Consider the following 25,479-nt stretch of genomic DNA (forward strand, 5'->3'; position numbering starts at 1 on the left):
GAGTCAACCACAAGTTTCTCACAGTACAGCTTTGAGATTACAGATAGAACTGACCTGATTTGAAGAGATTTTCGAAGAGTATTATTTCTTGCGTCAGACTTCAAATAGTCTAGCTACAGTCATTTGAATCTGCTATCCCAATACAAACAGGCTTGAGAGTCGCTCTTGGGTTCACCGATAGATGATCTCCACGTAGGCCTTGCACATCCGATCTACGATAGACTCGTCGTATAAGAAAACCGCAATCCACAGATTGCAGCCTTTCTTTATTTTCTGGCTTGATAGCGACTAGTCAGGATGAAAATCACGGTAAAGACCAACATCATGACACCATAAACAGGTAATGTTTGTCCTGTTAAGGTTGAAATTTCAAGCAGTTTTTGAATTCTCGGGAAAAGAGCCGTAGCCAGGAAACCACCTACTGACCAGATAATCAAGAGGACACGCCATAGGGTAAATGGCATGCAGGCTCTAAATACAGATAAGAAACCAATTGACCCCAAGAGATAATAGAGTAGGGTTGAGATTTCTATCTCAGACCAACCTTGACTACTTCCAAATATTTTCACAAACAGGACGCTGAAGACGACCATGAGAGCGCTTGGTAGGGCACGAAGCATGGATCTTCTGAGGAAGTTTGGCTCGACAGGTTTGATATTTCGCTCAAAAGTCAGAACGAATGGTGGGAAACCTTCCACAAACTGGTCAATCATGGTAATTTGAATAGGAATGAAGGGGAAAATCAAGATCCATTCAGACCGTCCCAGAAGAGCACTGGCAATACAGATGACTGTGAGCAAGAATGAGTAGATGGTCTTAATCAAGAAAATCGGTGCGATATGGGCAATATTATTGACCACACGACGACCTTCAAAGAGAATCTCAGGAACATCATTAAAGTCTGAGTTCAAGAGAACCAAATTGGCAATCTGACGAGTCGCTGGGTCTCCTTCCGCCATTACGATAGAACAATCCGCCTCACGAAGAGCCAGGATATCATTAACTCCATCCCCTGTCATAGCCGTTGTATGCCCCGCTTTTTTCAGTGTTTGGATGATGAGTTTCTTTTGATGAGGGGAAACACGTCCGAAAATGGCAGTCTCCTCAGCCATAGCAATCAATTCCTCATCCGTAATTTTCGAGCAATCTACATAACTGTCATAGTCTGCAAAACCAGCCTTCTGGGCAATGCTGGATACCGTAACTGGATTGTCACCAGAGATAATCTTGAGGCCCACTTCCTGAGAACGGAGATAGTCCAGCGTCTCTGCTGCTCCCTCTCGAATAGGGTCCAAGATTTCCAGCAAGGCCAGAGCCTGAATATCAGATGGTTTTTGTGGTTTGTGATGGTCTAATTTCTCCTGACTGAGAGCTAAGACCAAGACACGTGACCCTCTCTCCAAGGCCTCTCTGGCTTCAGGGACTTCATTTTCTAGCAACATCTCAGGTGCCCCTAAGAAAACTGTCCCCAAGCCTTCCAATTCCATGGCTCCCCACTTGCGGTCGCTTGAGAAAGGCAGATTGGAAAGCATAGGGTAGGCTACTTCTCCCACAAAACGCTGGCGAATGGCTTGAGCTGTTGGATTTTTATCCTCACTATGGGCCATATAGCTGGCCAAGATGCTAGCAAGCGCTGACTCTCCATACTCTTCGGTCAAAGGAAGTACGGCCTCCACCTGCATCTTTCCTTGGGTGATGGTGCCCGTCTTGTCTAAACAGAGCATATCCACGCGTGCCAAGGTCTCAACAGAATACATCTCCTGCACCAAGACCTTTTTCAAGCCCAGCTTGATCACTGCAGTCAAGAGCGAAGTAATGGTCAAAAGGGCGATTCCCTTAGGCAACATTCCCAGAAGGGCTGTCGACGAATTTACAACGGATGACTTAAGAGGCAAGCCTTTTAAAAGCAAGGCTTCCAGCAAGAGAGCCAGACCAAAAGGAATGATAATCTTCCCAGTAAAACCTGCTAACCTGTCCAGCGATTTCATGATACGGGAGTTAATAGGTTTAACGGTCTTGGCTTCCAGCATGAGTTTGGCAGCATAGTTATCAGATCCAACATGGTGAACTTGAGCCAAAACTGCCCCACTAGCCAAGAAACTTCCTGACAAAAGCAAGGCAGCCACTTCCTTTTGCACCAAATCACTTTCCCCCGTCAACATGGCTTCATTGACTTCCGCAAAACCTTCCAAAACCAAGGCATCACTAGGAATCTGCTCTCCTGCAGACAAACGAATGACATCTCCTAGCACCAATTCTTCAGGATTCAGAGCCACTTCTTGGCCATCACGAATAGTCTTGACCTTTTCCTTGGTCATAAGATTGAGCTTGTCCACCATGTGTTTGGCGCGTAGCTCGGTCACAATTCCAGAAAAAGCGTTAAAGCAGATAACGACAAAGAAGACCAGATTGCTCCAAGCCTGCACAAAGGCAAGGGCCAAAGCAATGGCAAAGTTCAAAGCGTTAAAAAGGGTAAAGACATTTCGTTTAACGATTTGCCAAGTGCTGGTGCTGGCCGAAGCGGTAAAATCATTGACCAAGCCCTTAGCCTGTCTTTCCTTGACTTCTCTTTGGGTTAATCCCATAATCTTATTTTTATCCATGAATTCTATCATATCATTTTTTCTAAAAGAATTCTAATCTCATCCCAAATATACACCTAGTCAAGGGAAAAGTTTGCCAGCCCTCCTTTGATAAGGTATAATAATAACAAGAAAAGAATCGAAGGAAATCGCATGTTTTATACTTATTTACGTGGATTGGTTGTCTTGCTCCTATGGTCCATCAATGGCAATGCCCATTATCATAATACTGATAAAATTCCTAATCAAGATGAAAATTATATTTTGGTTGCCCCTCACCGCACCTGGTGGGATCCTGTTTACATGGCCTTTGCGACCAAGCCAAAACAATTCATCTTTATGGCAAAAAAAGAACTCTTTACCAACCGTATATTTGGTTGGTGGATTCGTATGTGCGGGGCCTTTCCTATTGACCGTGAAAATCCTAGCGCCTCAGCCATCAAATACCCTATCAATGTTCTCAAAAAAAGTGACCGCTCTCTCATCATGTTTCCAAGTGGGAGCCGTCACTCAAACGATGTCAAGGGGGGCGTAGCTCTGATTGCCAAAATGGCCAAGGTCCGTATCATGCCGGTTACCTACACAGGTCCTATGACCTTGAAAGGCTTGGTTAGCCGTGAGCGTGTGGATATGAACTTTGGAAATCCAATTGATATCTCAGATATCAAGAAAATGAATGATGAAGGCATTGAAACAGTCGCCAATCGTATCCAAACAGAATTCCAACGTCTGGACGAAGAAACCAAACAATGGCACAATGATAAAAAACCAAACCCACTCTGGTGGCTTATCCGCATCCCTGCCCTCATCCTTGCCATTATCCTCGCTATCCTAACCATCATCTTTAGCTTTATCGCAAGCTTCATCTGGAATCCAGATAAAAATAGAGAAAAACTTGCTTAAATAAATACAACAATCCCTTGGCTTTTGCCAAGGGATAATTCTTTTATTCGATTTTCCATTTTTGGGCCAACCAGCTGGAAAAGGCTAGAAATCGCTCATCCACTTGTTCATGGTGTCCATAAGGATCAAAGACAAACTGGCCGTTCGGATAGCATTTCTGAAGACTGGTATGGATCTGCTCAGCATAGGCTGGTGCTTGAGCCAAGCGATTAGTATGGTGTGCTCCTTCTGTTTGACCATTCTGTAAATACAGCAAACAGTCCAAATTTTTCACATTTTCTTCCTTGCAGTAAGTCACAAAATCAGGATACCAAAAGGAACCGCAGATCGAAAAGACACAGGAAACCTTGTCAAAGCTGAAAAGACTATAGACTGCCGCCAAACCACCTAGTGAGTAGCCTCCATAAGCAAGGCGAGTTTCGTCCAGTCGATAAAGCGACTGCAACTTATCTAAAAGACCTCCAAATAAATGATCATGATATACCTTGGCCTGACCTCCAAAATCTGGAGCTCCATCTCTCAGAGCAGCTGCCTTCCAGGGAGTGTAGTCATCTAGGCGATTTTTAGAGGTCAAGCCCACTAAAATCACAGATTCGGAAAGGAAGGATAGGAGATCCAAGTTTCCATCATTCAATAAAATAGCCGGATAGGTTTGATTGGGGTCGTAGTTAGAAGGAAGGCTGATTTTGACTTGAATTCCTTCCCAATCAAACTCATTATTTATTGATAAAGTCATTGATTTTCTCAAGGGAATCAATCACTGCTGGACCATAGTCCATCAATTCATCGTAAGAGATGGTCATGATTTTTTGATTCTTAATAGCAGGAACGCTTTCCAAAACAGCATTTGCCTTCATCAACTCTACTGCTTTTTCATCCAATTTTTTATTGCGGTCGCTGGTTACATAGATAATCAATTCAGGATCCATTGACACAAGATTTTCCAAGGTCAAGCCTGATGTCCCCGTAGCAACGTTTGTATAACCAAGTTGGTTCAGCAAACTTTCTTGCAAAGCAGACTTGTAGGCACCGAAGGTTTCATCATTATAAGCAACCATAATCAAAGCCTTTTTCTTTTCACCTTGACTTGCTGGGTTTGCTTTCTTAACAGCGTCAATTTTAGTTTGTAATTGGGCTGCGTATTCATTGGCCTTGTCCTGAACATTAAAAATCATTCCAAGATTTTTGACATCTTCTACGATATTCCCCAAATCTTGCTGAATTGTTGAGAGAGAAGCTTTTTGAGTATAAACTGGGATTTTGTTTTCATTCCAAGTGCTAACTGTCCCCAAGGATTTTTCAGAAAACATCATGTTTCGACCCATCACAGCGTCTGGCTCATAAGAAAGGACTGTCTCTTGTGAGACTGTTTTTTTATCCCCAATTTGAGGAATAGTCGCAATCGCGTCCTTGTATTTGTCCGTCACAGCATTATCAGGGTTAAGCATGCCAACAATTTTATCCTTCAACCCCAACTCCAATAAGATTTCAGTGGTTGAAAGATTGTTTGTAATAACTTTTTCAGGTGTCTTGTCAAAAACTTGTTCGACTTCATTTCCTTTAGCATCATAAGTTTTGATAGTTAGCGGATAAGTCGTCTCTGTGCTCGCCTTTTGACTTGTTTCTATGCTAGACTGTGTGGTAGTTTTTTCTGTAGTAGTGTTACCACAAGCTGCCAAAGTTAAGGTAGCTACTGTTACGAGTAAAATACTGAGTGTTTTTTTCATCTTGTTTTCCTTTTCATTCTTATAAATAGTGAATCATGGCTTGCTGGTCCTCGGTCCAAGTAACCTGACTTTGAACTCCGTATACAGTTTGCAACGACTCAGGGGTGATGGTCTCCTTTGGAGTACCTTGATAAAGGATTTCTCCCTCTTTCATCAGATAGAGATAATCCGAATAGCGACAAGCAAGTTGAATATCATGCAGGACAGCTAGAACATTGACCTTGAGATTCTTCACAATAGACAACAAGTCTAGCTGATACCTGATATCCAGGTGATTGGTTGGTTCGTCAAGGAGCAAGAGAGTCGGTTCTTGCGCCAAGGCGCGGGCTAACAAGACTCGCTGTTTCTCTCCCCCTGATAGGGACGAATAGAGACGAGTTTTCTTCTCAAGCATATCCACCTTGACAAGAGCATCTTGAACGAGGGCATAATCCCTTTCCTTTTCCTTCTGTAAAAAAGAGAGGTGGGGAGTTCTTCCCAACAAGACGATTTCCTCAACTGTACAATCAAACTGCAATTGATTAAACTGGGTCACGACCGCCATTTGCTTGGCTGTTTCTTTGATTGACCAATGCTCCAGTGACTTTCCATCTAGGCTTATCAAGCCTTTGTCCGCCTTTTCCTGACGATAGAGGAGTTTAAGTAGACTGGTTTTTCCACTTCCATTTGGCCCTAGTATCGTGTGAAATTGATGCCCTTCAACTTTAAGAGAGACTCCTTTGAGGATTTTTTTCTCTCCTAGTCCAAAATGGATATCCTGACAAGTCAAGTCCATATCAGACCCTCACCTCCCTTCGCCTACCTCCAACAATGTAGACAAAGAAGGGAGCACCTACTAAGGCTGTGAAAATACCAATAGGCAACTCAGCATTTGGAATAATGATACGAGAGAGTACATCTGCCCAGATGACAAAGAGGGCACCCAGCAAGGTCGCAACAGGAAAAAGTCTCCTGTAATTTGTTCCTACTAATCCTCGAGCTAAGTGAGGAGTAATTAGACCAACAAATCCAATAATCCCACAAGTCGCCACCAAGACAGCTGTCAGCACAGCCACCATTGTCACATAAAGATACCAATAAAAGCGTAAGGGAATCCCCAAAGTTAAAGCAGCCTCATCTCCCATCATCATCGCATTGAAAACACGATACTGAGTAGAGAAAAATAGAAAGGCCATTCCTACTACTATAGTTGGCAGGACCAAGTCTGCCCAGGAAGTCCCAGCGAGCGATCCCATGGTCCAAAACTTAATGGTCATCACACTATCCGCATTAGCGCCAACTGAGATAATAAAGTTTGAAAAAGCCAGAAAGAGAGCGTTGACCACCGTTCCCGATAAGATCAGACTGGAAGTCGTCATCCTTCCCTGCATAGAGGCAATGATGAGGACAGCAATTGTTGCCAAAATAGCTCCAAGAAAAGCTCCAAGGCTAATCATCACCTTTAAACCAAGAATGATGCTCAAGGTTGCTCCTAGAGTTGCACCCGCAGATATTCCTAAGACATAAGGCTCTGCGATGGGATTGTTCACTGTGGACTGCATCACGCTTCCACACATAGAAAGGCCTGCTCCTACTATCAGACCTAACAATACTCGGGGGAATCTCATGTTCCATACAATGGCAAGAGTAGACTTGGAAACCTCTCCTATCTCAAGAGGAAACCCCAACCTGCTCAAAATAATCCGATAGGTATCTCCTAGATCAATCGCAACAGATCCCATAGAAACTGCTAGAAAGAGAGAAATCCCTAAAATACCTAGCAAAATAACTAAAAGTAACACAAATTGCTGGTCTTGTCGGCTTCCAGAAAATTTGGAAAGCATGCAAACCTCCTTTGATAGAATCTTAAAAATTTAGAAAATTCTCATGAAAAGTATACCATATTTTCAACTGTGTAACAAGCTATGGAAAAAATACAATTAAAATCAGAAAAATTATGGTTGGTTTTTCCATACAGTGTTAGGAAGCATAAGCAAAGATTATACTTGAGTATATCGAGGTAAGGTGCCAACGCAAAAAGCCCTCTGAAGTCAGAGAGCTGATTTGAGATTGGGATAAAATCCTAGTGAAAAAAATCTACACGATCAGAAAAGTCTCTATCGTGCCATTTTCATACATGATGTATAGTCCAAGTAGAATGAATACTAAGGGCACAATGATTCGCTCGTATTTTTCAATTGTCTCGAATAGTAACGGAATAGAGGATAACACCCGACTAATCTCGCATAAGATAATTATGCCGATTACAAACACAAGCAAGGCCACGAGGGTCTGTGACCAATCTAACGAAGCAAAATAAGGTATATAGATACCTAAATTATCTCCGCCAGACGCAATTGTCAGCAATGTAACTGTCCAAAACAGTTGATTTGCCTTGCTTTGTTCTAATCTTTCAATAATTTCTTCCTCTTCTTCCTCTTCTTCCTCACCTTCTCCAACAATTGCAAAGCGAATCCCTAAATAGATAGGGATTAAACCAAGCAATCCAACCATCCATTCTTCAGGCACGAAATTAACGACATAAGCAGCAACTAAACTCGCCCCTACAAGTAAGCCTGTGCCTAGATATTGCCCCGCATAAATATGCCATTTTTGTTTATTCTGTGATAGCTGTGCAAATAAAATAAATAAAATAATTAAATAATCGATACTGGTGGAAATATAAACACCAATAGCAGATATGATTGTCTGTCCCATAAAAAACCTCCTGTATTGGTCAGTAATAAATCAGCAGATTTTAGGAGAGCACAGACACATTAATTTAGCTATCGCTAGTGGGTAATGTCGAACATAGGAAAGCATTTTACTCCTCCTCAAAACGTAGTTACAAAGTAATTTCTAACTGGAATTCGGTGACTACTTCCATGTAAAGTATAACATACTATACTTTACTTCGTAAAGTGTGGGCTCTCCGAGGGGGCTTGTAGACAGTTACTCGGCTTTTCAAGCCGAGTAGCTACGCACCTTTATGGTGTAATTAGCTGATACCATTTGATGTTTTTGTAGTCTCCAAAATTGTGACCGATAAAACCTCAATAAAAAAGCCCTCTTAAAATCAGAGAGCTGATTTGAGCCCGGGCTAAAATCCTAGTGAAAAAGATGAAACTCCTTGTGTTCATCGAACACTGTGTCATTTCCCTATTTTCATACGGATTTCTTACGCCCTTAGCATCATGATTCTTGCTAGATAAACCGTTTATAGACTAGGCGACGAGGCAAAGATTGTACAAAATTTTAGTGAAACAAAAAAATCTCCCCGAATGCTGACCTGACATATAGCAGTTTAGTTAAATGGGTTAATATTAGCGAGCCAAGTCGTTTGGCTCGCTTTTTTCATTGTTTAATTTCCCGATAAAATTATAGTAAATATCAATTTGAATAATACGATTACGTTTTGTACCAGTTGGTTTATGAATCACAATCTTATCAATCAGTTCATTCACTATTTCAACGGTTAGCTCTGGTAACTTTGTATATTTGGAAATTCTCGCCATAAACTTGGAGATATTCAAACTATCTTCTTGTTGTTTGGCGAGTTTTTCGGTTAAGTCAGAAATGGAAGTTTGAAGTTGTTTCTGTTCTTCTTCATAGCTCTGACTTAGTTTCACAAAGCGTTCATCTGAAATTTTACCAAGTAGATTATCTTCATAAAGCTTCTGAATAATGGTGTCAATCTCTTTAGAACGTTGTTCATCTTTTTGGAGTTGCTGGTGCTGGCGCTTGTTATCTCTAGTGAATTGCGCTTGACTTTGTTGCTCCAACTTTTTCAAAAAGGCTTCTTGGTTGAAGTGGGCTTCCTGAATGGTTTGGCAGAGCTTGCCACTTATAATCTCAATCAGGGCGGATTTTTGAATGTAGTGTGGATTTTCGCAACTATCAATCGGCTTACGATAGCCAGAACACTTGTAATGGTCATGATTAAGTCCGTTTTTCTCTTGTGGGCAAAAATAATGTTTTCGCCCACAAGTTCCACAAAAAACTAATCCAGCAAACAAGTTTTCATGACCAATCCGATTTTTATACCGTTGATTAGACCGCTTATGACTCCTCATCTTCTGAACAATATTAAAAGTTTCTTGGTCAATTATCGCTTCATGAGTATTTTTGAAAACCAACCAACCTTCCTTTGGATTATCCACCTTACGCTTATCTTTGTAAGACTTTGTCCGTGTTCGAAGATTGACCGTATGCCCGAGATATTCTTCACGTCCTAAGATAGCGCTTAGGGTTTCCCGCGTCCAAAAATAAGGCAAAGTTTCCACATTTGAACTGGAGGAAATAGGTTTTAATCCGATTTCTATTCGGTGGCGGTCTGGTTTAAAAATTTTGTCATTTTCTAATCCTTTCGCAATCTCTGAAAGGCTTTTTCCGCTTTTCGCTTCTTGAAAAATCCGTTTCACAACTTCACTGGCAACTGAGTCAATAATCCAATTTTTAGGATTATTTGAATCTTTGAGATAGCCGTAAGGTGGGTTAGTAGTCACTCGCTCACCAGCTTTGGCTTTAGCTTGAACCACCGCCCGAATCTTCTTGCTGGTATCTGCCGCATACATTTCATCCATTAGACTCTTGATTGGCAAGAAAATTGAGTTAGTTTCATTAGGCTTATTCGAATCTACTCCATCATTAAGGGCGATAAAGCGAACATCAAAACTAGGAAAAGTGATTTCCGTTAGTTGACCAACCTTGATATAAGAGCGACCCAAACGACTTAAATCCTTAACGATAAAGTTCGAAACTTGCCGATTTTCCACCAAACGCAAAGCTTCCGAAATAGCTGGACGGTCAAAATTTGTGCCACTAAAGCCATCATCGACAAACAAGATAGGATTAGGGAGACTTTCTCTTTCAACTACATCAAGCAGAATTTTCTTCTGATTGATAATTGAGTTACTATCTCCGTCCAGCCCGTCGTCTTGACTTAGGCGACAATATACCACCGTAATATCTGAAAGTGTAGTCGCATATCTTGCTTGACTTAAAAAGTAAAGAATTTGCGTGTCATTATCTATTTTGTAATTCCATTTCATCTGTTTTGTTCTCCATTAAAATTTAAAGGTGTGCTCCCGTAAAATGTGCTTAGTTACGGAGTAAGTCGTGTGAGTAAAAATTCTGAAAACCTTTATTTATCAGGGGTTGAAGAATCTTCTTCATCAACACGATTCGAAGAGCGATTGGAACGCTTTTTACGTCCTAAATCTGTTAATTTTGGGTTAGAATTTTTATTTTTCGAAGCAGATTTTTCAAAAATGTAGTTTTCGAATTGACTTTCAATTTCTGAAATATCTTGTCCGTATCGACTCAAACTATTTAAAAATGGCGTGCGACTATCTCTAATTTTTGGTTTAGGTGGGTAGGTCTTACAGATAAGCCAGCGGTAGGTATTTGGTGAGATTTCTGTTCTGATATATGCCCAAAATGGTGGTAAGCTGTAAAAATCTTCTTTATCAATCTCCAGAGTATATTTTGCCATTTCGCGAGCTTCATCAAGATTTAAGCCAAAAACAATTTTATTCGCAACATTAGATTCAATTCCAGCTTTTAACTGGGGTGACATCTGTGCAAGATGCTGGAAGCCGATATTCCAGCCAACATTAAATTGGCGAGATTGTGAAAGTGCTTCGTCTAAGTTAGAATTGGGGATTCCTAGGAAACTCGGTGTCTCATCAATATAGATAAAGACCGATTGGCGTTTGCTTGGCTCAAGCGAAGACTGGCGCAAAATTAACATCCAGAGCATTGAAGTGATTAGGCTGCCGATGAGTTTAGCAGATTCTGAACCAATTATCGCTTTATTTAGTGGAATCAATACGATTTTTCTGCTTTTAAAGATTTCTGCAAGACTGAAATTTGGATTAATTTGTCCCAACATTGCCCGAAGTTGCGGGCGAAGCAAAAACTGTCGGAATTTATTCAAAATGGGGTTTAACATCTGGTGACGTTGAGCTTCACTGAGTAGCTCAAACCAGTTCCAGAAACTTTCCAGCCCGATTGGGTCTTTTAACTCTCTTAATAGTTTATTTCGAAAAGACTGATTAGTCAGCAGACTTGGTAGCATCACTAAAGAAGTGTTTGGAATCCTAGCAAGTGTTAGAAAACTGTGCGATAGAATATCCAGTGAGTAAATTCCAAAATGTTCAGGATAAAGCCCTTTAAATAGTTCTAAAAGATAATCTGCAATAACTTCTGGTTCAATACCGTGCTTAGTTAGCTCAAAAGGATTTATACCGACAATTCGCTTTGAAGTGGGTGAAATCACCACAATATCTTCATCGTGTTCAGTTGGTGTGCGCTCTAAAAGTTCATGAGTAAGTTGACCTTTGGCGTCTATTACAACCATGCTGTGACTTTTCGACTGTATATCTGATAAAATCAAGTGACTCATAGCGGTGGTTTTTCCACAACCTGTTGAGCCGAGAAAAACGGTGTGCTTTTTGCCAGCTTGAGCTGAAATTTGAATTGGTCTTGGTTGACTTTCAACCGTTTGCGCCAGACTTCGCTGAATCTTCCGATTAATATTGTAGCCTAAAGGTGGCACTACTAATTTAGGGTGAACATTTGGCACACCTGAAATATTTTCTTCCCCAATAGGTAAAAGCATGAAACAAGCTAAGTCTGAGACAGATAAACTATATGGAAAAGACCACGAAGGTTGTGCTTGATTGAGTTTTTGTATAGCTAGTGGTTTTAATTCAATGGTTGCATTTGATTCCATCATGCGAAAACTACTAAGTAGGCTGTCAAAAAATTCTTTTGTTCGCAAAATACTGCGAGATTGGACACCAAGACGAATTTCACACTTAAAAGTAGATTGGTTCAATTTTTGTTTCATCAGCTTTTTTGAATTTTCGGAAAGCTCAGGAATATTATTTGTAATCACTTGATACCATTTAGCGGATAAATTCGGCAAATCTTTTGGTTGTGGACGAGGTGGTGAACTTGCGCCAATGACCAACTGAACAACTACTGTTTCGTCTGGCTGAAGTATTTTTGAAATTGTAAGGCTTGAACGTATCATGTTTTCTACAGAATCCGTTTTTAAAGCATAGTGAGATTCTTTGATATTCACTAACCGTGCAACCGAAAGTTTTTCGCGTTTTGAGACTCTTGAAAACTGAATAGCTCGATGTGATTGAATCAGCTGGTGAATATGACGTTTATCTTGTTCTTCCGTCCCCAGAAGATACTGCACACGGTTTTTAGTCATGCGAACTTCAAAAACAATGCTTTTACGTCTAGTTAGACCGACCAACTGACCAAGCAAACTTTTGACGTCTTCTTCAGAAAATGGACGTTGCCAATTCCACTCGCTCCAAGATAGTGCATCGAATTTTCTTTTCATTTCTACCTCCAATCTTTAGATTTAATAATCCGAAAGGCGAACCAGCCAATGAAAATAACAGCAGTCGTCAAAACCAAAAACCACCAAACTTCCAGAATTAGTTTCACCGCCCAGTTAATAAGCCAAGCACAAGCAACAAATACAAGAATATATGCTATTAGTTTTTTCATGGCTGGTCTCCTTTCTGCCTCCATTTATACAAGAAAATTGGTGAAAAGTTAAATTTCATTACCTTCAGTTTTTAGAGCGATTGGAATGAATTTTAAGCAATGAAACAGTAGTATATTTGAACATATTTTGACCATTTGTCTAGTCTAAATAATCCTTTTATTTTCTTGAAATTTTTCGCATTTCTGCTTTAGCGACCAAGAAAAGTTCATTGATTTCTTGTCGTTTTTTCAGAAATTCTGCCAGGGCAATTTCTTCTTCGCTACAGTATTTTTCATTTGCTTGTTTGGATTTTTCGAACCAATCCCAAAGAAATACAACAACAATGATAATTATAAAAGCTATAAAGTAGTCCATCATAAAGCTACCTCATTTCATCTTTTCAGTAGCGTAATATGTGAACGCTTTGAGAATATAATCTGTATATGCTTTAGCTTCTGGTGTATTTTTGAGTATTTCAGTCTGAGTAAGCGCTAGGTTGCCCACTTTATATAAAATATCGCTAGCGAGAAGCTCCAAGGCTTGATTATCTGCCATCGCTTCACTTAGTGTTTTAGCTACTTCTAACTGATAGGGGCTAACAAGTTGAGAAAGTTCTACTTTTGGGGTCGATTTTTGAATATGATTCATGAGATTTCTCCTTTAATTTTGGTATAATTGTTTTAAGTTAGCTAACTTATGGTTTTATTATAAAAAAGTCCAAGCGTGATTTGTTGCCAATAATTGTGCTAAAATCTTGCCAGTTTCGGAGGTGCTTGATGTTTGATATTCCTAGTTTGTTTTCTATTGTTTTAAAACGCGCTAATAAAACGACTTGGTCTGATAGGAAGAAAGTTAGTGTCGGCTTATCACTCGTCTTACATGCAGATTCTTTGGCTTATCTATCGGATACAACCTTTAATAAATTATTTACAGGACAAAATAAAGGACGAACCCTTTACGGAATCGTCCAAGATGAGATAGATGAGACAGAATTCTCAGCTTATATTTTCAAGACTGAAAAGCGGTTAAGTGATACCAACTACAAAGAAAATAAATTTGAATTACAGAAAGCACACGAGGACTTCTTAGACTTATTAGAGCAAGCACAGAATTTACCAAAATCCATTCTTTTAGGATTGAAGCAATCTTACCAGCTCAACCATGCCGAGCGACCTTATTTGTTTTTAGCAGAATGTTTGTTTTACGCCTTGGCTTGCCAACACAACAAACACCAGCAATATATTGAACTGGATTTCAGCCAAGAAATGGAAGTGGTCTCCCGACCTTTGGAAGAGTTAGTTTCAAAAGCAACAGGCTATTCCAAACGAATCAAGCAAGAACTAAACCGCTTTTCAGAGGAAGAACTTCAACTTTTCAAGAAAATCGCTCCATTTACTTTTTATGATGAATCCTTTGATGAGCTCTCTGACGATTATATTTTAGATTATTACTTAATTTCACACGCTGATTTTTTAGATTTGTTTACTAAATACGGCGTTAAAGGCAATGAAGTTTCACGCCTAATTGAATATGGGTTAATTTCTGGTGGTGGCAGACATGAGATAATTGTGGAAAAAGGAGAACTATCTGGCTTCCAAAATGATAACCTTGTCTTAACTTTCACCACTGAATCTAACGAAAGAATAACATTCGAATACAGTGCCTTCCACCTAACAGATACCGCTAAAGCCTTGATTGAGATTTTGGAGATTGAAACTAATGATGAGTTTTTTAGGGAGTTGGGGCAATACTTTCGAAAAGAGCTGAAGGAAATACCTATACAAGTTAATCTCATATTATGTGAGACGGATCTAGATGCTGGCTAGTTTGAAGGAATTGGTGAAGATTTGAAATTTTGTTAGGTTGGAAATTACAAAAATATAATGGTGTCAATATCGTTTAGATATGAAGACGGTATAATTTGGTTGATTTTTTGTTAGGAGGGTATCATGTCGAATATTAATAGTAAAGATAAGCTTTTATCAGTTTTAAAATTAGAGTATGAATATGCTAAAAAAGAACTTTTTTATTATATGGAAAAATTTAATAAAAGTGATAGTATAAGCAGTATTTCAGTCTCTATTTTAGGATCACTATTAACTATATATGAAACTATGAAAAGTGATAAAATACCAATTGATAATAATATAAAGATAATAGGTATATTCTTTTTATCAATTATTAGCACCTATACTTTTGCTATGACAATTGGTTCACTGTATTATTTAATTTTAAATAGCGCACGACTTAGGTATTTAGAGAATAAGATTAATGAAATTTTAGGAAAAGATGTGCTAAATTGGGAAAATTATTTAATGATAAAAATTCATAAAGTTGATAATTTCTTCTTAGACGGTGGAAGAATGATAAATGTTAATCATATTAAAGCAATATTTTTCATGATCATTCATATATCAACTCAAGTTGTTTTTGGATATTTAATTTTCTCCTACTCCAAAAGTTGGTTTGTTGCATATATTATATTTCAAATCCTAATTTTAATATTTGTGTTTTTTCAGTGGTTCTTTTATTTGAATTGGTTACAAGAGTTTTTCTATGATATAATGAAAAATAAGGAGAAGATTATGAAAAACAATAAATTAGCAAACGGCGTTGGTCTCTATATATCACTGGCAATTTTTGTTTCAATGGTTTTACCTATGATTATTTTTGCTGGAATTGACAATGCATTAATAGGAAGTAAATATGATTTGCCCTTAATTAAGTACACAAGCATATGGTTTGGCGATGTCTTTATTTTAACAACTTTTAATGTTGTGTTTTTTAGCCTTTTATATAAGATCTCTGATTATATAAAAGATAATATTATTTCAATTATGATAGCTTCAATAGTGTCATCATTCATCAATTTTTATACACACTTTATTCTGTGGACAGGCGATTCGGTGACAGGCTTTATGGATAACATAAGCGGGCTAACTATTTCTGGTTGGATTCATTTTATTTACAGTACAGTTCAAATGTTCTTTATTTTGTTGTTTTTATTTACTCTTCCCAAAATATCTAAAAATCCTATTTATTTGAAAAGTATAAAAATATTAAATTTGCTACTCTTATTCTTTACGCTTCTTCAAATTCCAGATTTTATTATTAGGAATTTTTCTAAATTCCATAGTAAAGGGATTATAAATCTGGTGCTGTTAGATGGTTCATCTATGCTAACAATTGTATGTGTCGGAATGTATTTTTTGATAGTTTATAGAAGTAGGATATTCAATCTTCTAAAAAAGAAAAAATAGAATCTATTTTCAGAACGGAGACAAACCCTATCAGCAATTAAAAAATTGTCCTTTTGGAGGTTGGTTACCATATAGTAAGAACTCTTAGAAATGCTGATGTAATGCTATTTTTAAGAGTTTTTTACTTTCTCTAGTAAAAGAAAAAGATTGAAGAAAATTGTCCAAAATGGACTTTTTCTTTAATCTGAAAATAAATTCTATTTTTTAAAATTCATAGCAACATCGTGAATTGAATAATCTAAGATACAATGTTGTGCACTACTAATACTTACAATACAGAATTCATTAGACTAGCAAAAATTGTGGGTCTTTTCTTTTATTTTAAAAGTCTTCTAAAATATAGTTACCCTGCTACAATAGTAAAGCAAGGAGGAAAATGTGAAGAAAAATATTGAACAATACAAAGATAAAACTTCGGTCACTATCGGCTATGCTCGCGTTAGCTCAACAGATAATCGGCAAGAATTAGGGTTATCTGTTCAAAAAGAAGCACTCGGCTTTTGCGATAAACTCTATATTGAAAAAGATTCTGGTGGAAATCAGGAGCGAAAACAACTTGACAAAGCGTTAAAATTAGCCAAAAATTATGCTAAACAAGGCGTTAAAACAAATTTTGTTGTGTATAAATTGGATAGACTTACAAGAAAGATGCTTCACCTATCTGCCATTATTGAAGATTTAACCAAGAATAATATTCATCTTCAATCTATTCATGAAAATATTGAAACAGATTCTTTAACTGGAAAATTCTTTTGTTTGATGTTGGGTTATGTGGCAGAATGGGAGCTTCAAGCTATTTCTGAACGCACTAAAGACGGACTCCGTAAAGCGAAAGAAAAAGGTGTGAAGCTTGGCAATAAAGGAATAGCGAAAGATAAAGAAAAGCAAATTATTGCACAATACCAGCAAAAAGAAATGTCCGTTCGAAATATTGCAAATCAGCTGAATGTTTCCACCGCAACCATATATAATGTGCTAAGGCGCAATAGTATTCAAATAAATAGAAAAAATCACCTATAATTGATTGACAAATCCTTAGAAAAATAGTAAATTAAACCTATCAACAGTTTTAGCAAACGGTCGTTTGTTAAAACAATCAAAGTTATCAATAAAAATATTTTAAAATGCTGATTTAATAAGGTTTTAGTTGCCTTGTTGAATTGGCATTTTTTTTTTTTTCATTGTTTTAGTTGACGACCGTTCACTAAAACAAGCTCAACCCCTATTGTAGCAGGGATTTTTAAGATTGGGTAAAACAGAATGAGGTGATTTATGGAGAAGATAATCAAAAATATTACTAAAATTGTAATACTTTTATTTACTTTCATTATTTTAACTGCCTGTACTCCAGAAAAAAAATTTATAGGCACTTGGACTACAGATATATTTAACCAAGGAAATACAAGAGAAGATGCCAAAAGTATAGTAAATTCATTAGCTGGCAATAATCTAAGTGGTAATATATTATCTATACTCATGAATGAATTACATTTTAACGCCACTATGGAAATTAAGGAAGACGGGACTTTAGTTATGGATAGCGGAATGTTATTTAATGCAAAATGGAAAAAAGATGGTAATAAGATAACAATTGATGGCGCTAATATTTATGGTATTGCTACACTTTCTGAAGACCAAAATACATTATATTTCGAAAATATCATAGATAAAAATTCAAAGCCTACTAATGGCATTACAATTGGAAGTAAATCGATAACTTTTGAATTTAAACGAGTTAAATAGAATGGAGTAATGTTGTATGGAAAGTAGTTGGAGTATTCTACTAGGTTTAGCAGTCATAAACTTACCGTTCCTACTTATTGTAATTATTGGAGATAGGATTTCAGGACAATCAATAAAAAATCTATACCCTAAAGATAATAAAATAATATCAGAAAGCGAGTTAAATAGTACTAATATGAATAATATTAGCCCAAGACTAAAACCTAGATTAGTAATTTTAGTTCTTTGTGTTATATCTTTCCTATTCTTTGGTTTTAAAGGAAATGGTGAAGTGATTTACTATGGAGCAAATTTTGAAGCAGGTTCGGTATTTTATCCTGAGTCGTATACTTCTTATGGTTTATTTAAGGGATTATCAAATGAGCTAAATAAGTTGGTAGCAAAAAAGAGACATTCTAGTTTAATGGGTGTAATAGTTTCTTTTTCTATAGGCGGAATAGTCTCTTATTCTCTATGGAAAGATGATGAATTTAAGGAACTACTCATTGAGTTGCGAAAATATTAGATAGGAGAATATGATGGAAATTATTGTTGGATTTGTCGTGCTTTTCATACTTGCTTACTTTTATGGAAAGTTTGTAGATTTATTGGATTCTATTTTTAGCGGCATCTTTGAATTTTTCACAGGAAAATATAATGATAGTTTAGATGAGTACGAAAGGAAGAAAAATAATAAATAAGATAGTTTAAAAAGCTAAGACTGATTTTGTCTTAGCTTTTTATTATAAGATGTGTGAACTTAGATTATTTTAGAGTGCTGAGTGTCAAGTCGCCAAAGGGAGAATATCTAGTTTATTTTACCTTACAGTACTAGGAACCGTAACCGAAGATCATACTTGAGTATATCGAGGTAAGGTGACAACGTAAAAAAGCCCTCTTAAAATCAGAGAGCTCCAGTCTTGCTGGATAAACCGTTTATAGACTAGGCGACGAGGCGAAGATTGTACTAATGGTACATCGAGCCGAAGCCAACGAAGTATAGAAACGGTTTAGACGCAAGATTAGCGACGAAGTCCTAGAGAGTTAATCAACTCACGGTAACGGTTAACGTCGTTTTTACGCAAGTATGCAAGCAAGTTACGACGGCGACCGATTTTTTTCATCAATCCACGGTAAGTAGCGTGGTCTTTTTTGTGTTGTTTGATGTGTTCGTTAAGGTGGTTGATTTCCCATGTAAGGACAGCAACTTGAACCTCTACTGAACCTGTATCACCTTCGTGACGTGCATATTGTGCGATGATTTCATTTTTTTTCTCTTTTGAGATTGCCATGATGTTTCTCCTTTTTATTTGGCTTCATCCGAGTGACAGGTTGGCATGCCTGTAACCAAGAAGAAGTTATTTGTCTTTACGACATTCACTATTCTACCAATAACTAACTTCTTTGTCAACAGATTTACTTTCTTGTTTTAAATATGCTATAATAATTATAGCAAGAAATATAAGTTATCTGTTTTTTAAGACGAGGTGATTACCATGCGTAAATTTTTCAAACATCTCCCCTACTATTTGGTCATCTTTTTCTTTTACTGGCCACTTTATGAGTTGTTATCACTAATCATTTCTGACCCCCTTTTTCTCAAGAGTCTCTACGTAAATAATATTCTCTTCTTTACACCTCTGGTAATCTTGATTATATCGCTACTCTATAGCTACCGTTTCCGTTTCTCTCTTTGGTGGTTACTGGGGAACGGACTGCTCTATTGTTTTACCATCATTACTTTCAGAGAATTTATCCTTCCCTACTTCCTAGCCTATGAAGTCTTTGCCATAGTTGGTATGGCTGTCGGTGCCGCTATTAAGAATCTAGTGCAAAAACTGAAAAACAAAAAACTTTCACAAAATCCTTGAAAAATCTCACAATCATGCTATAATAATCCATAGAGACAAGTCACTTAGTCCCTTTCTACTAGAGAGTGCGTGGTTGCTGGAAACGCATAGAGAGCCTAAACTGATACTACTCTTGAGTTTTTTATGAAAACATAAAACGGTGGCCACGTTAGAGCCAATCAGAGGTGTCCCTCTCTTTTGAGGTACATAAATGAAGGTGGAACCACGTTGCGACGTCCTTTCGAGGATGTCGCTTTTTGTTTTTCTAACTTTCTCAATCCTCTGTCCCTGTTTTCAGAATAGGGTTAACACATTCGTCAATAATATAAGTAAGGAGAACATCATGATTAACATTACTTTCCCAGATGGCGCTGTTCGTGAATTCGAATCTGGCGTTACAACTTTTGAAATTGCCCAATCTATCAGCAATTCCCTAGCTAAAAAAGCCTTGGCTGGTAAATTCAACGGCAAACTCATCGACACTACTCGTACTATCACTGAAGATGGAAGCATCGAAATTGTGACACCTGATCACGAAGATGCCCTTCCAATCTTACGTCACTCAGCTGCTCACTTGTTCGCCCAAGCAGCTCGTCGTCTTTTCCCAGACATTCACTTGGGAGTTGGTCCAGCCATCGAAGATGGTTTCTACTATGATACTGACAACACTGCTGGTCAAATCTCTAACGAAGACCTTCCTCGTATTGAAGAAGAAATGCAAAAAATTGTCAAAGAAAACTTCCCATCAATTCGTGAAGAAGTTACTAAAGACGAGGCACGTGAAATCTTCAAAAATGACCCTTACAAATTAGAATTGATTGAAGAACACTCAGAAGACGAAGGTGGTTTGACTATCTATCGTCAAGGTGAATATGTAGACCTCTGCCGTGGTCCTCACGTCCCATCAACAGGCCGTATCCAAATCTTCCACCTTCTCCATGTAGCAGGTGCTTACTGGCGTGGAAATAGCGACAACGCTATGATGCAACGTATCTATGGTACAGCTTGGTTTGACAAGAAAGACTTGAAAAACTACCTTCAAATGCGTGAAGAAGCTAAGGAACGTGACCACCGTAAACTTGGTAAAGAGCTTGACCTCTTCATGATTTCTCAAGAGGTTGGTCAAGGACTTCCATTCTGGTTGCCAAATGGTGCGACTATTCGTCGTGAGTTGGAACGCTACATCGTAGACAAAGAGCTAGCTTCAGGCTACCAACACGTCTACACTCCACCACTTGCTTCTGTTGAACTTTACAAGACTTCTGGTCACTGGGATCATTACCAAGAAGACATGTTCCCAACTATGGACATGGGTGACGGGGAAGAATTTGTCCTTCGTCCAATGAACTGTCCGCACCACATCCAAGTCTTCAAACACCATGTTCACTCTTACCGTGAGTTGCCAATCCGTATCGCTGAAATCGGTATGATGCACCGCTACGAAAAATCTGGTGCCCTCACTGGTCTTCAACGTGTACGTGAAATGTCTCTTAACGACGGTCACCTCTTTGTCACTCCAGAACAAATCCAAGAAGAATTCCAACGTGCTCTTCAGTTGATTATCGATGTTTATGGAGACTTCAACTTGAATGAGTACCGCTTCCGTCTCTCTCTTCGTGACCCTCAAGATACTCACAAGTACTTTGATAACGATGAAATGTGGGAAAATGCACAAACTATGCTTCGTGCAGCCCTTGATGAAATGGGTGTGGACTACTTTGAAGCCGAAGGTGAAGCAGCCTTCTATGGACCAAAATTGGATATTCAAGTTAAGACAGCCCTTGGAAAAGAAGAAACTCTTTCTACTATCCAACTTGACTTCTTGCTTCCAGAACGCTTCGACCTTAAATACATCGGAGCTGATGGCGAAGAGCACCGTCCAGTTATGATCCACCGTGGAGTTATCTCAACTATGGAACGCTTCACAGCTATCTTGATTGAGAACTACAAGGGTGCCTTCCCAACATGGCTTGCACCACACCAAGTAACCCTCATCCCAGTATCTAACGAAAAACACGTGGATTACGCTTGGGAAGTGGCGAAGAAACTCCGTGACCGCGGTGTCCGTGCAGACGTAGATGAGCGCAATGAAAAAATGCAGTTCAAGATCCGTGCTTCACAAACCAGCAAGATTCCTTACCAATTGATTGTTGGAGACAAGGAAATGGAAGACGGAACTGTTAACGTTCGTCGCTATGGCCAAAAAGAAACACAAACTGTCTTAGTAGATGACTTTGTTCAAGCTATCCTAGCTGATATCGCCAACAAATCACGCGTTGAGAAATAAGACAATCACAGTCTGAGAAACATTTTTCAGAGCCAGAAAAAGCAACAACTATTTCAGCTGTTGCTTTTTATATTTTATTTAATCTAAGCTAGTAGTGATTGGTCAAACTACCACACAAGATTTGCTTTCATGAGTTAGATAAGGTTAATATCCTTAATCCTTATCTGCTTCATTTTCTTTTACGATATCTTTTTGTGAATCCTTTTCAGAGAGTTTTTGATCGATATACTTGTTAATGGTTTCATAAAATTCCTTGGTCGTATCACTGTCTAATTTGGTCGAATTATGAACTTGATTGACTTTCAATTGAACAGATTGAATACCGTAAGAGGCTTGTTTTTGGTGGAGCGTTTCTAATTCTTCTTCTGAAATCGGATCTCCAACAACCGTCAAGACCAATTCATTATTCCTTGATTTGTAGACTTGATTAATAACCGTATGATTGGCGAACTCTTTTCCTACAAACTGTTTGATTCCTTCTTTTCGCGCTTGATCTATCGTCAGAGTGACTGCTGAATAACTAGCCGGAAGAATCAATAATACAATCAAGGATATCAAGCCAATTCTCATTTTAATATTTAGCTCTTTAAATGAACTTAAGGGAGATTTTCTCATCAAAATTCTTGTTCCAACAATGTTGGTTAGCATGATAAAAACACAGTTGATCAAGAAAAGATAGAGAGCCCCAAATAAAAATCGTACATTTCCATTAGCTAAACCGTAACCTGCAGTACAGATAGGTGGCATCAGAGCTGTTGCAATGGCCACTCCTGGCACGATATTGTTTGCTTCTTTTTTCCTTGAACCAATTACGCCTGCTATCCCACCAGCAATAGCAATGAGAACATCCCAAATGGTTGGAGAGGTGCGTGCAATCAATTCGCTACTTTCATAAGATAAGGGAGAAATCCAGAAATACAGAGCCGAGACAAGCAAGCTGACCAATACTTGGGTAAATAAAACCTCTAGAGATTGCTTGATTAAACGCGTATCAAAAATAGCTAAACCAAATCCGAGTCCAACAATCGGTGTCATAAGAGGGGAAATCAGCATGGCTCCAATAATGACAGCTGTTGAATTCATATTTAGGCCGATAGAGGCAATAAAAATCGCACACATCAAAATCACTGTATCTCTTAATCGAACATGAAGATCATCATATAATTTCTCACGGTATTCACGTGTTGAATAGTTTCCAGTCATTGGTTACTCCTTTTATTTCATATAATTTTGTTTCTGCATGGATGATAGTAGAGAGACTTTTGTCCAATCTTACATATTTTTCTTCTCACCTGTTATTCTTTTGAACATTATCTTTTAAATATCCGTCAGTCCATCCTTAACATTATATCAAAAATTTTACAGTCTTTCTCTGACGAAATCTATCAATTGAATAGATAGATGAAGCAAGAAATTTTTGTTTCCTTATCCGAAGAAGGAAAAACGGTATCTCCTGAACCTTGATACTATGCGTTTTATTCTTTATAATTTAGCTATTTCAAAATTACAAGTTCTCCATTCTTTATTTCCCAAACTTGGTCAAACTTACTTAATAATTCGTTTTGGCGATGTAAAGTAACAATGACGGCACTTGGTAGTTCCAGAACTCTTTCCAATTCCATTTTAAACTGATTAGTATCCAAGGCAGAGAAAGGTTCGTCTAGGATAAGCAATGGATTTTTACGATTTTTCTCACGATTTAAATACATTCGTTGTTGCTGACCACCTGACAGGGATTGTGGTGGAATTTTTTCAAATTCTTCTTCTCTGAGGTTTGTATTGAAACTATTGAATAGCGTTACATTATTTTCATAACTCGAAATAAATGTATGTTCATGTTGCAGAATCATACCAAATCTTCCCCAAAGATGATCCAAAACAAGCCCATCTAGCAAAATCTGTCCGTCGAAATCTTCATCTGTGCCGTTTAAAATGTTGAGCAGACTACTTTTCCCAGATCCATTATTACCTATAAGCGCAATTTTAGCCCCTTTTTGAATCGTAGCAGAAGTAATTATCAATTTTGATTCTCCCAGTTGTTTGGAAATGTTTTTCAAAGTAATCGTATCAAAAGAATGCTGAGGTGCTTGAACTGAGATAGGTCTCCCAACAATATTTTGAAAAGTCTTGATTACAGGCTTTACAGACTCTAACATTTGTAAATCATAAAGGATTTCCTGTATTGGCTCAGAAAAAGCATTAATATATCCGAAACTCGCCACCACCTCAGGAATACCAAGTTGCTGGTGAGATAGAGAGTAGGCTAGATAAATAAACAGAATAAGACTAATGAATTCAAAAGAAACACCTGTCAATAAGATACCTGTAATTTTTGTCAAACCATACTTAAAATACTTATCCTGCAAATTCTTTAGAGAACTCTTTTGTTGATTCAAAAAATGCGACATAGTTAGTTTATTTACCAAATGATGTCCCATGAGCAAATCCTCCAAAGTTCGATAGTAATCTCCTTGTTTTTTCAAGTAAACCTGTCTACGATTAGCGGTCAACTTCCCAACGATTTTAGGAATTTGAATACTAATTCCAGTGGAAAAGATTAAAATCAGTGATACAATAGGATTAATTGTTCTGCTAATAATGAAAGCGTAAATGATGATACGTAAAATTTGTTTGATAAAACTCATCAATGGAGGAAGGTAATCCTTTTCCAACGAATCTAGGTCATTAGATTGATAGGAAATATACTCTGCTACTGTTTTCTGCTTGAAATCGTGGTGACTGAGTCCCAGAAGTGAACGAAACCACTCATTTTTCAAAGTAGTCGAAAAGATAATCCCCTGCTTCCAATCAAGTATCATTTGGATATAGTTACAACTCAAATAGCCTGCCACTGACATAGAGTAACCATATAGAGCTACTTGATAATCCCCTTTGATTAATGCCTGCGTGAAATACGGTAACAAAGCTGTGCAGATATTCGATACTACACCAAAAAGAAAATTAAAGAAGAGATACCATCTAATCGTTTTAAGATATGGTAGCATATACGATACTCCTTGCTAATGCGTTTTTTTACATATCGCAGAACAATCTCTACTATTCCCTATTTCAGATAGTGCGATACTCGGACATTGAGTGCAATAATTGTAAATCACACAAGTACTGCAGTTTTTACTATCATTCAAAATATAATTTGCTATTTTGTAAAATATAGGTCTACCCCATATTTCTTTGATAGATGTAAAATGAATATTTCCAATACTTCTATTGAAAGTAAGCTTTTTCAGTTTTTCTAACGATTTAGGCTATTTCGTGACACACCCACAATCCGTGAAAATTCTGGTTATATCAGATTATGTGATTTTCGTAAGAATTTTATATTGTCTCCAATCATGGCAGTCTCCTTTTACTTGATAAAACTATTATAACATTTAGAAATTAAAAACTGGTTCAAAATCAATAGAATGTGTGTATTCGATACATTCAATAAATTCTTGGAAACAGTTCTACACCAGTTACACAAATCTATATACACCTATCTCATTCAAAATAAAAAGAAAGCTGCAGTTCTTTTAATCCTGTATCAACGATTCATTCTGAAATCGAATAGGAGACATTTCCCAAGTCTACAATTCACTTCATCTCAAATTAATTTTTGTAATTCACCCTTAGTTTATAGATTTTATACTCAACAA

23 protein-coding genes and 1 pseudogene are annotated in these 25,479 nt (G+C 37.7%); 10 read left to right on the forward strand and 14 right to left on the reverse strand.

Annotated features, from left to right (window positions below):
* Positions 1-266 precede the first annotated feature (266 nt).
* The gene (locus SMSK597_RS09700; protein ID WP_004238310.1) at positions 267-2,603 is read right to left on the reverse strand and encodes a cation-translocating P-type ATPase; all 2,337 of its coding nucleotides are present in this window, start codon (positions 2,601-2,603) and stop codon (positions 267-269) included.
* Positions 2,604-2,735: 132 nt separating this feature from the next.
* Between SMSK597_RS09700 and SMSK597_RS09705 the strand changes: the two genes are divergently transcribed.
* The gene (locus SMSK597_RS09705; protein WP_000500204.1) at positions 2,736-3,485 is read left to right on the forward strand and encodes a lysophospholipid acyltransferase family protein; all 750 of its coding nucleotides are present in this window, start codon (positions 2,736-2,738) and stop codon (positions 3,483-3,485) included.
* A gap of 43 nt (positions 3,486-3,528) precedes the next feature.
* On the opposite strand, the gene SMSK597_RS0102855 is transcribed toward SMSK597_RS09705, so the two are convergent.
* The 10 genes from SMSK597_RS0102855 to SMSK597_RS09745 all read right to left on the reverse strand — a co-directional run bounded on the left by SMSK597_RS0102855 (position 3,529) and on the right by SMSK597_RS09745 (position 13,352).
* The gene (locus SMSK597_RS0102855; RefSeq protein WP_000175763.1) at positions 3,529-4,221 is read right to left on the reverse strand and encodes an alpha/beta hydrolase-fold protein; all 693 of its coding nucleotides are present in this window, start codon (positions 4,219-4,221) and stop codon (positions 3,529-3,531) included.
* Entirely contained in the window at positions 4,202-5,212 is a 1,011-nt protein-coding gene (locus SMSK597_RS09710) for an ABC transporter substrate-binding protein (protein WP_000753246.1), read from the reverse strand. Before SMSK597_RS09710 ends, SMSK597_RS0102855 begins: the two co-directional genes overlap by 20 nt.
* 19 nt (positions 5,213-5,231) lie before the next feature.
* Positions 5,232-5,987: an ABC transporter ATP-binding protein gene (locus SMSK597_RS09715; protein ID WP_000366208.1), complete on the reverse strand. Its 756-nt coding sequence runs from the start codon at positions 5,985-5,987 to the stop codon at positions 5,232-5,234.
* Between the two features lies 1 nt (position 5,988).
* The gene (locus SMSK597_RS09720) at positions 5,989-7,035 is read right to left on the reverse strand and encodes a FecCD family ABC transporter permease (protein ID WP_000949315.1); all 1,047 of its coding nucleotides are present in this window, start codon (positions 7,033-7,035) and stop codon (positions 5,989-5,991) included.
* Positions 7,036-7,288: 253 nt separating this feature from the next.
* A complete protein-coding gene (locus SMSK597_RS09725; RefSeq protein ID WP_000531715.1) occupies positions 7,289-7,909 on the reverse strand; it encodes a CadD family cadmium resistance transporter in 621 nt (206 codons plus the stop codon).
* A gap of 605 nt (positions 7,910-8,514) precedes the next feature.
* Positions 8,515-10,242 carry a recombinase family protein gene (locus tag SMSK597_RS09730; RefSeq protein ID WP_000871892.1) on the reverse strand — a complete coding sequence of 576 codons (1,728 nt, stop codon included), beginning with the start codon at positions 10,240-10,242 and terminating at the stop codon, positions 8,515-8,517.
* Between the two features lie 92 nt (positions 10,243-10,334).
* Complete coding sequence (locus SMSK597_RS09735) at positions 10,335-12,554, reverse strand: type IV secretory system conjugative DNA transfer family protein (RefSeq protein WP_000823104.1); 2,220 nt, start codon at positions 12,552-12,554, stop codon at positions 10,335-10,337.
* A 2-nt stretch (positions 12,555-12,556) separates the two neighbouring features.
* Entirely contained in the window at positions 12,557-12,724 is a 168-nt protein-coding gene (locus SMSK597_RS13605) for a hypothetical protein (protein WP_000733224.1), read from the reverse strand.
* Positions 12,725-12,881: 157 nt separating this feature from the next.
* On the reverse strand, positions 12,882-13,082 hold the full coding sequence (locus tag SMSK597_RS09740) for a hypothetical protein (RefSeq protein WP_000969570.1): 201 nt from the start codon (positions 13,080-13,082) through the stop codon (positions 12,882-12,884).
* 9 nt (positions 13,083-13,091) lie between these two features.
* Entirely contained in the window at positions 13,092-13,352 is a 261-nt protein-coding gene (locus SMSK597_RS09745; protein WP_001015616.1) for a hypothetical protein, read from the reverse strand.
* A gap of 128 nt (positions 13,353-13,480) precedes the next feature.
* Here SMSK597_RS09745 and SMSK597_RS09750 point away from each other — a divergent pair, with 128 nt between their 5' ends.
* From SMSK597_RS09750 to SMSK597_RS13610, 6 genes are all read left to right on the forward strand, one after another.
* Complete coding sequence (locus tag SMSK597_RS09750; protein WP_000459710.1) at positions 13,481-14,530, forward strand: hypothetical protein; 1,050 nt, start codon at positions 13,481-13,483, stop codon at positions 14,528-14,530.
* A 123-nt stretch (positions 14,531-14,653) separates the two neighbouring features.
* Positions 14,654-15,964: a hypothetical protein gene (locus SMSK597_RS09755; RefSeq protein ID WP_000065505.1), complete on the forward strand. Its 1,311-nt coding sequence runs from the start codon at positions 14,654-14,656 to the stop codon at positions 15,962-15,964.
* Between the two features lie 378 nt (positions 15,965-16,342).
* Complete coding sequence (locus SMSK597_RS09760; RefSeq protein WP_000739306.1) at positions 16,343-16,984, forward strand: recombinase family protein; 642 nt, start codon at positions 16,343-16,345, stop codon at positions 16,982-16,984.
* Between the two features lie 252 nt (positions 16,985-17,236).
* Positions 17,237-17,707: a hypothetical protein gene (locus SMSK597_RS0102860; protein WP_000411238.1), complete on the forward strand. Its 471-nt coding sequence runs from the start codon at positions 17,237-17,239 to the stop codon at positions 17,705-17,707.
* A 16-nt stretch (positions 17,708-17,723) separates the two neighbouring features.
* Entirely contained in the window at positions 17,724-18,212 is a 489-nt protein-coding gene (locus SMSK597_RS09765) for a hypothetical protein (RefSeq protein ID WP_000446118.1), read from the forward strand.
* Positions 18,213-18,225: 13 nt separating this feature from the next.
* Positions 18,226-18,387 carry a hypothetical protein gene (locus tag SMSK597_RS13610; protein WP_000402906.1) on the forward strand — a complete coding sequence of 54 codons (162 nt, stop codon included), beginning with the start codon at positions 18,226-18,228 and terminating at the stop codon, positions 18,385-18,387.
* Positions 18,388-18,708: 321 nt separating this feature from the next.
* Here the strand turns inward: SMSK597_RS13610 and rpsO are convergent, their stop codons facing one another.
* The gene (gene rpsO / locus SMSK597_RS09770) at positions 18,709-18,978 is read right to left on the reverse strand and encodes a 30S ribosomal protein S15 (protein ID WP_001018251.1); all 270 of its coding nucleotides are present in this window, start codon (positions 18,976-18,978) and stop codon (positions 18,709-18,711) included.
* Between the two features lie 204 nt (positions 18,979-19,182).
* Between rpsO and SMSK597_RS09775 the strand changes: the two genes are divergently transcribed.
* The 3 genes and pseudogenes from SMSK597_RS09775 (at position 19,183) to thrS (ending at position 21,823) form a co-directional block, all read left to right on the forward strand.
* Positions 19,183-19,557, forward strand: a complete 375-nt coding sequence (locus SMSK597_RS09775; protein WP_001224523.1) for a hypothetical protein — start codon at positions 19,183-19,185, stop codon at positions 19,555-19,557.
* Positions 19,558-19,630: 73 nt separating this feature from the next.
* Positions 19,631-19,839: pseudogene (locus SMSK597_RS14025) on the forward strand (hypothetical protein).
* A 40-nt stretch (positions 19,840-19,879) separates the two neighbouring features.
* Positions 19,880-21,823 carry a threonine--tRNA ligase gene (gene thrS / locus SMSK597_RS09780; protein WP_000608368.1) on the forward strand — a complete coding sequence of 648 codons (1,944 nt, stop codon included), beginning with the start codon at positions 19,880-19,882 and terminating at the stop codon, positions 21,821-21,823.
* Positions 21,824-21,976: 153 nt separating this feature from the next.
* Here the strand turns inward: thrS and SMSK597_RS09785 are convergent, their stop codons facing one another.
* Positions 21,977-23,026 (reverse strand): DUF389 domain-containing protein, encoded by a 1,050-nt coding sequence (locus tag SMSK597_RS09785; protein WP_000147507.1) that lies wholly within the window; start codon positions 23,024-23,026, stop codon positions 21,977-21,979.
* A gap of 290 nt (positions 23,027-23,316) precedes the next feature.
* Positions 23,317-24,828, reverse strand: coding sequence for an ATP-binding cassette domain-containing protein (locus SMSK597_RS09790; RefSeq protein WP_004238328.1), 1,512 nt, complete (start codon positions 24,826-24,828; stop codon positions 23,317-23,319).
* Positions 24,829-25,479: the final 651 nt, after the last annotated feature.

It is taken from the genome of Streptococcus mitis SK597 (assembly GCF_000148545.1).
Classification (GTDB): Bacteria; Bacillota; Bacilli; order Lactobacillales; family Streptococcaceae; genus Streptococcus; species Streptococcus mitis_C.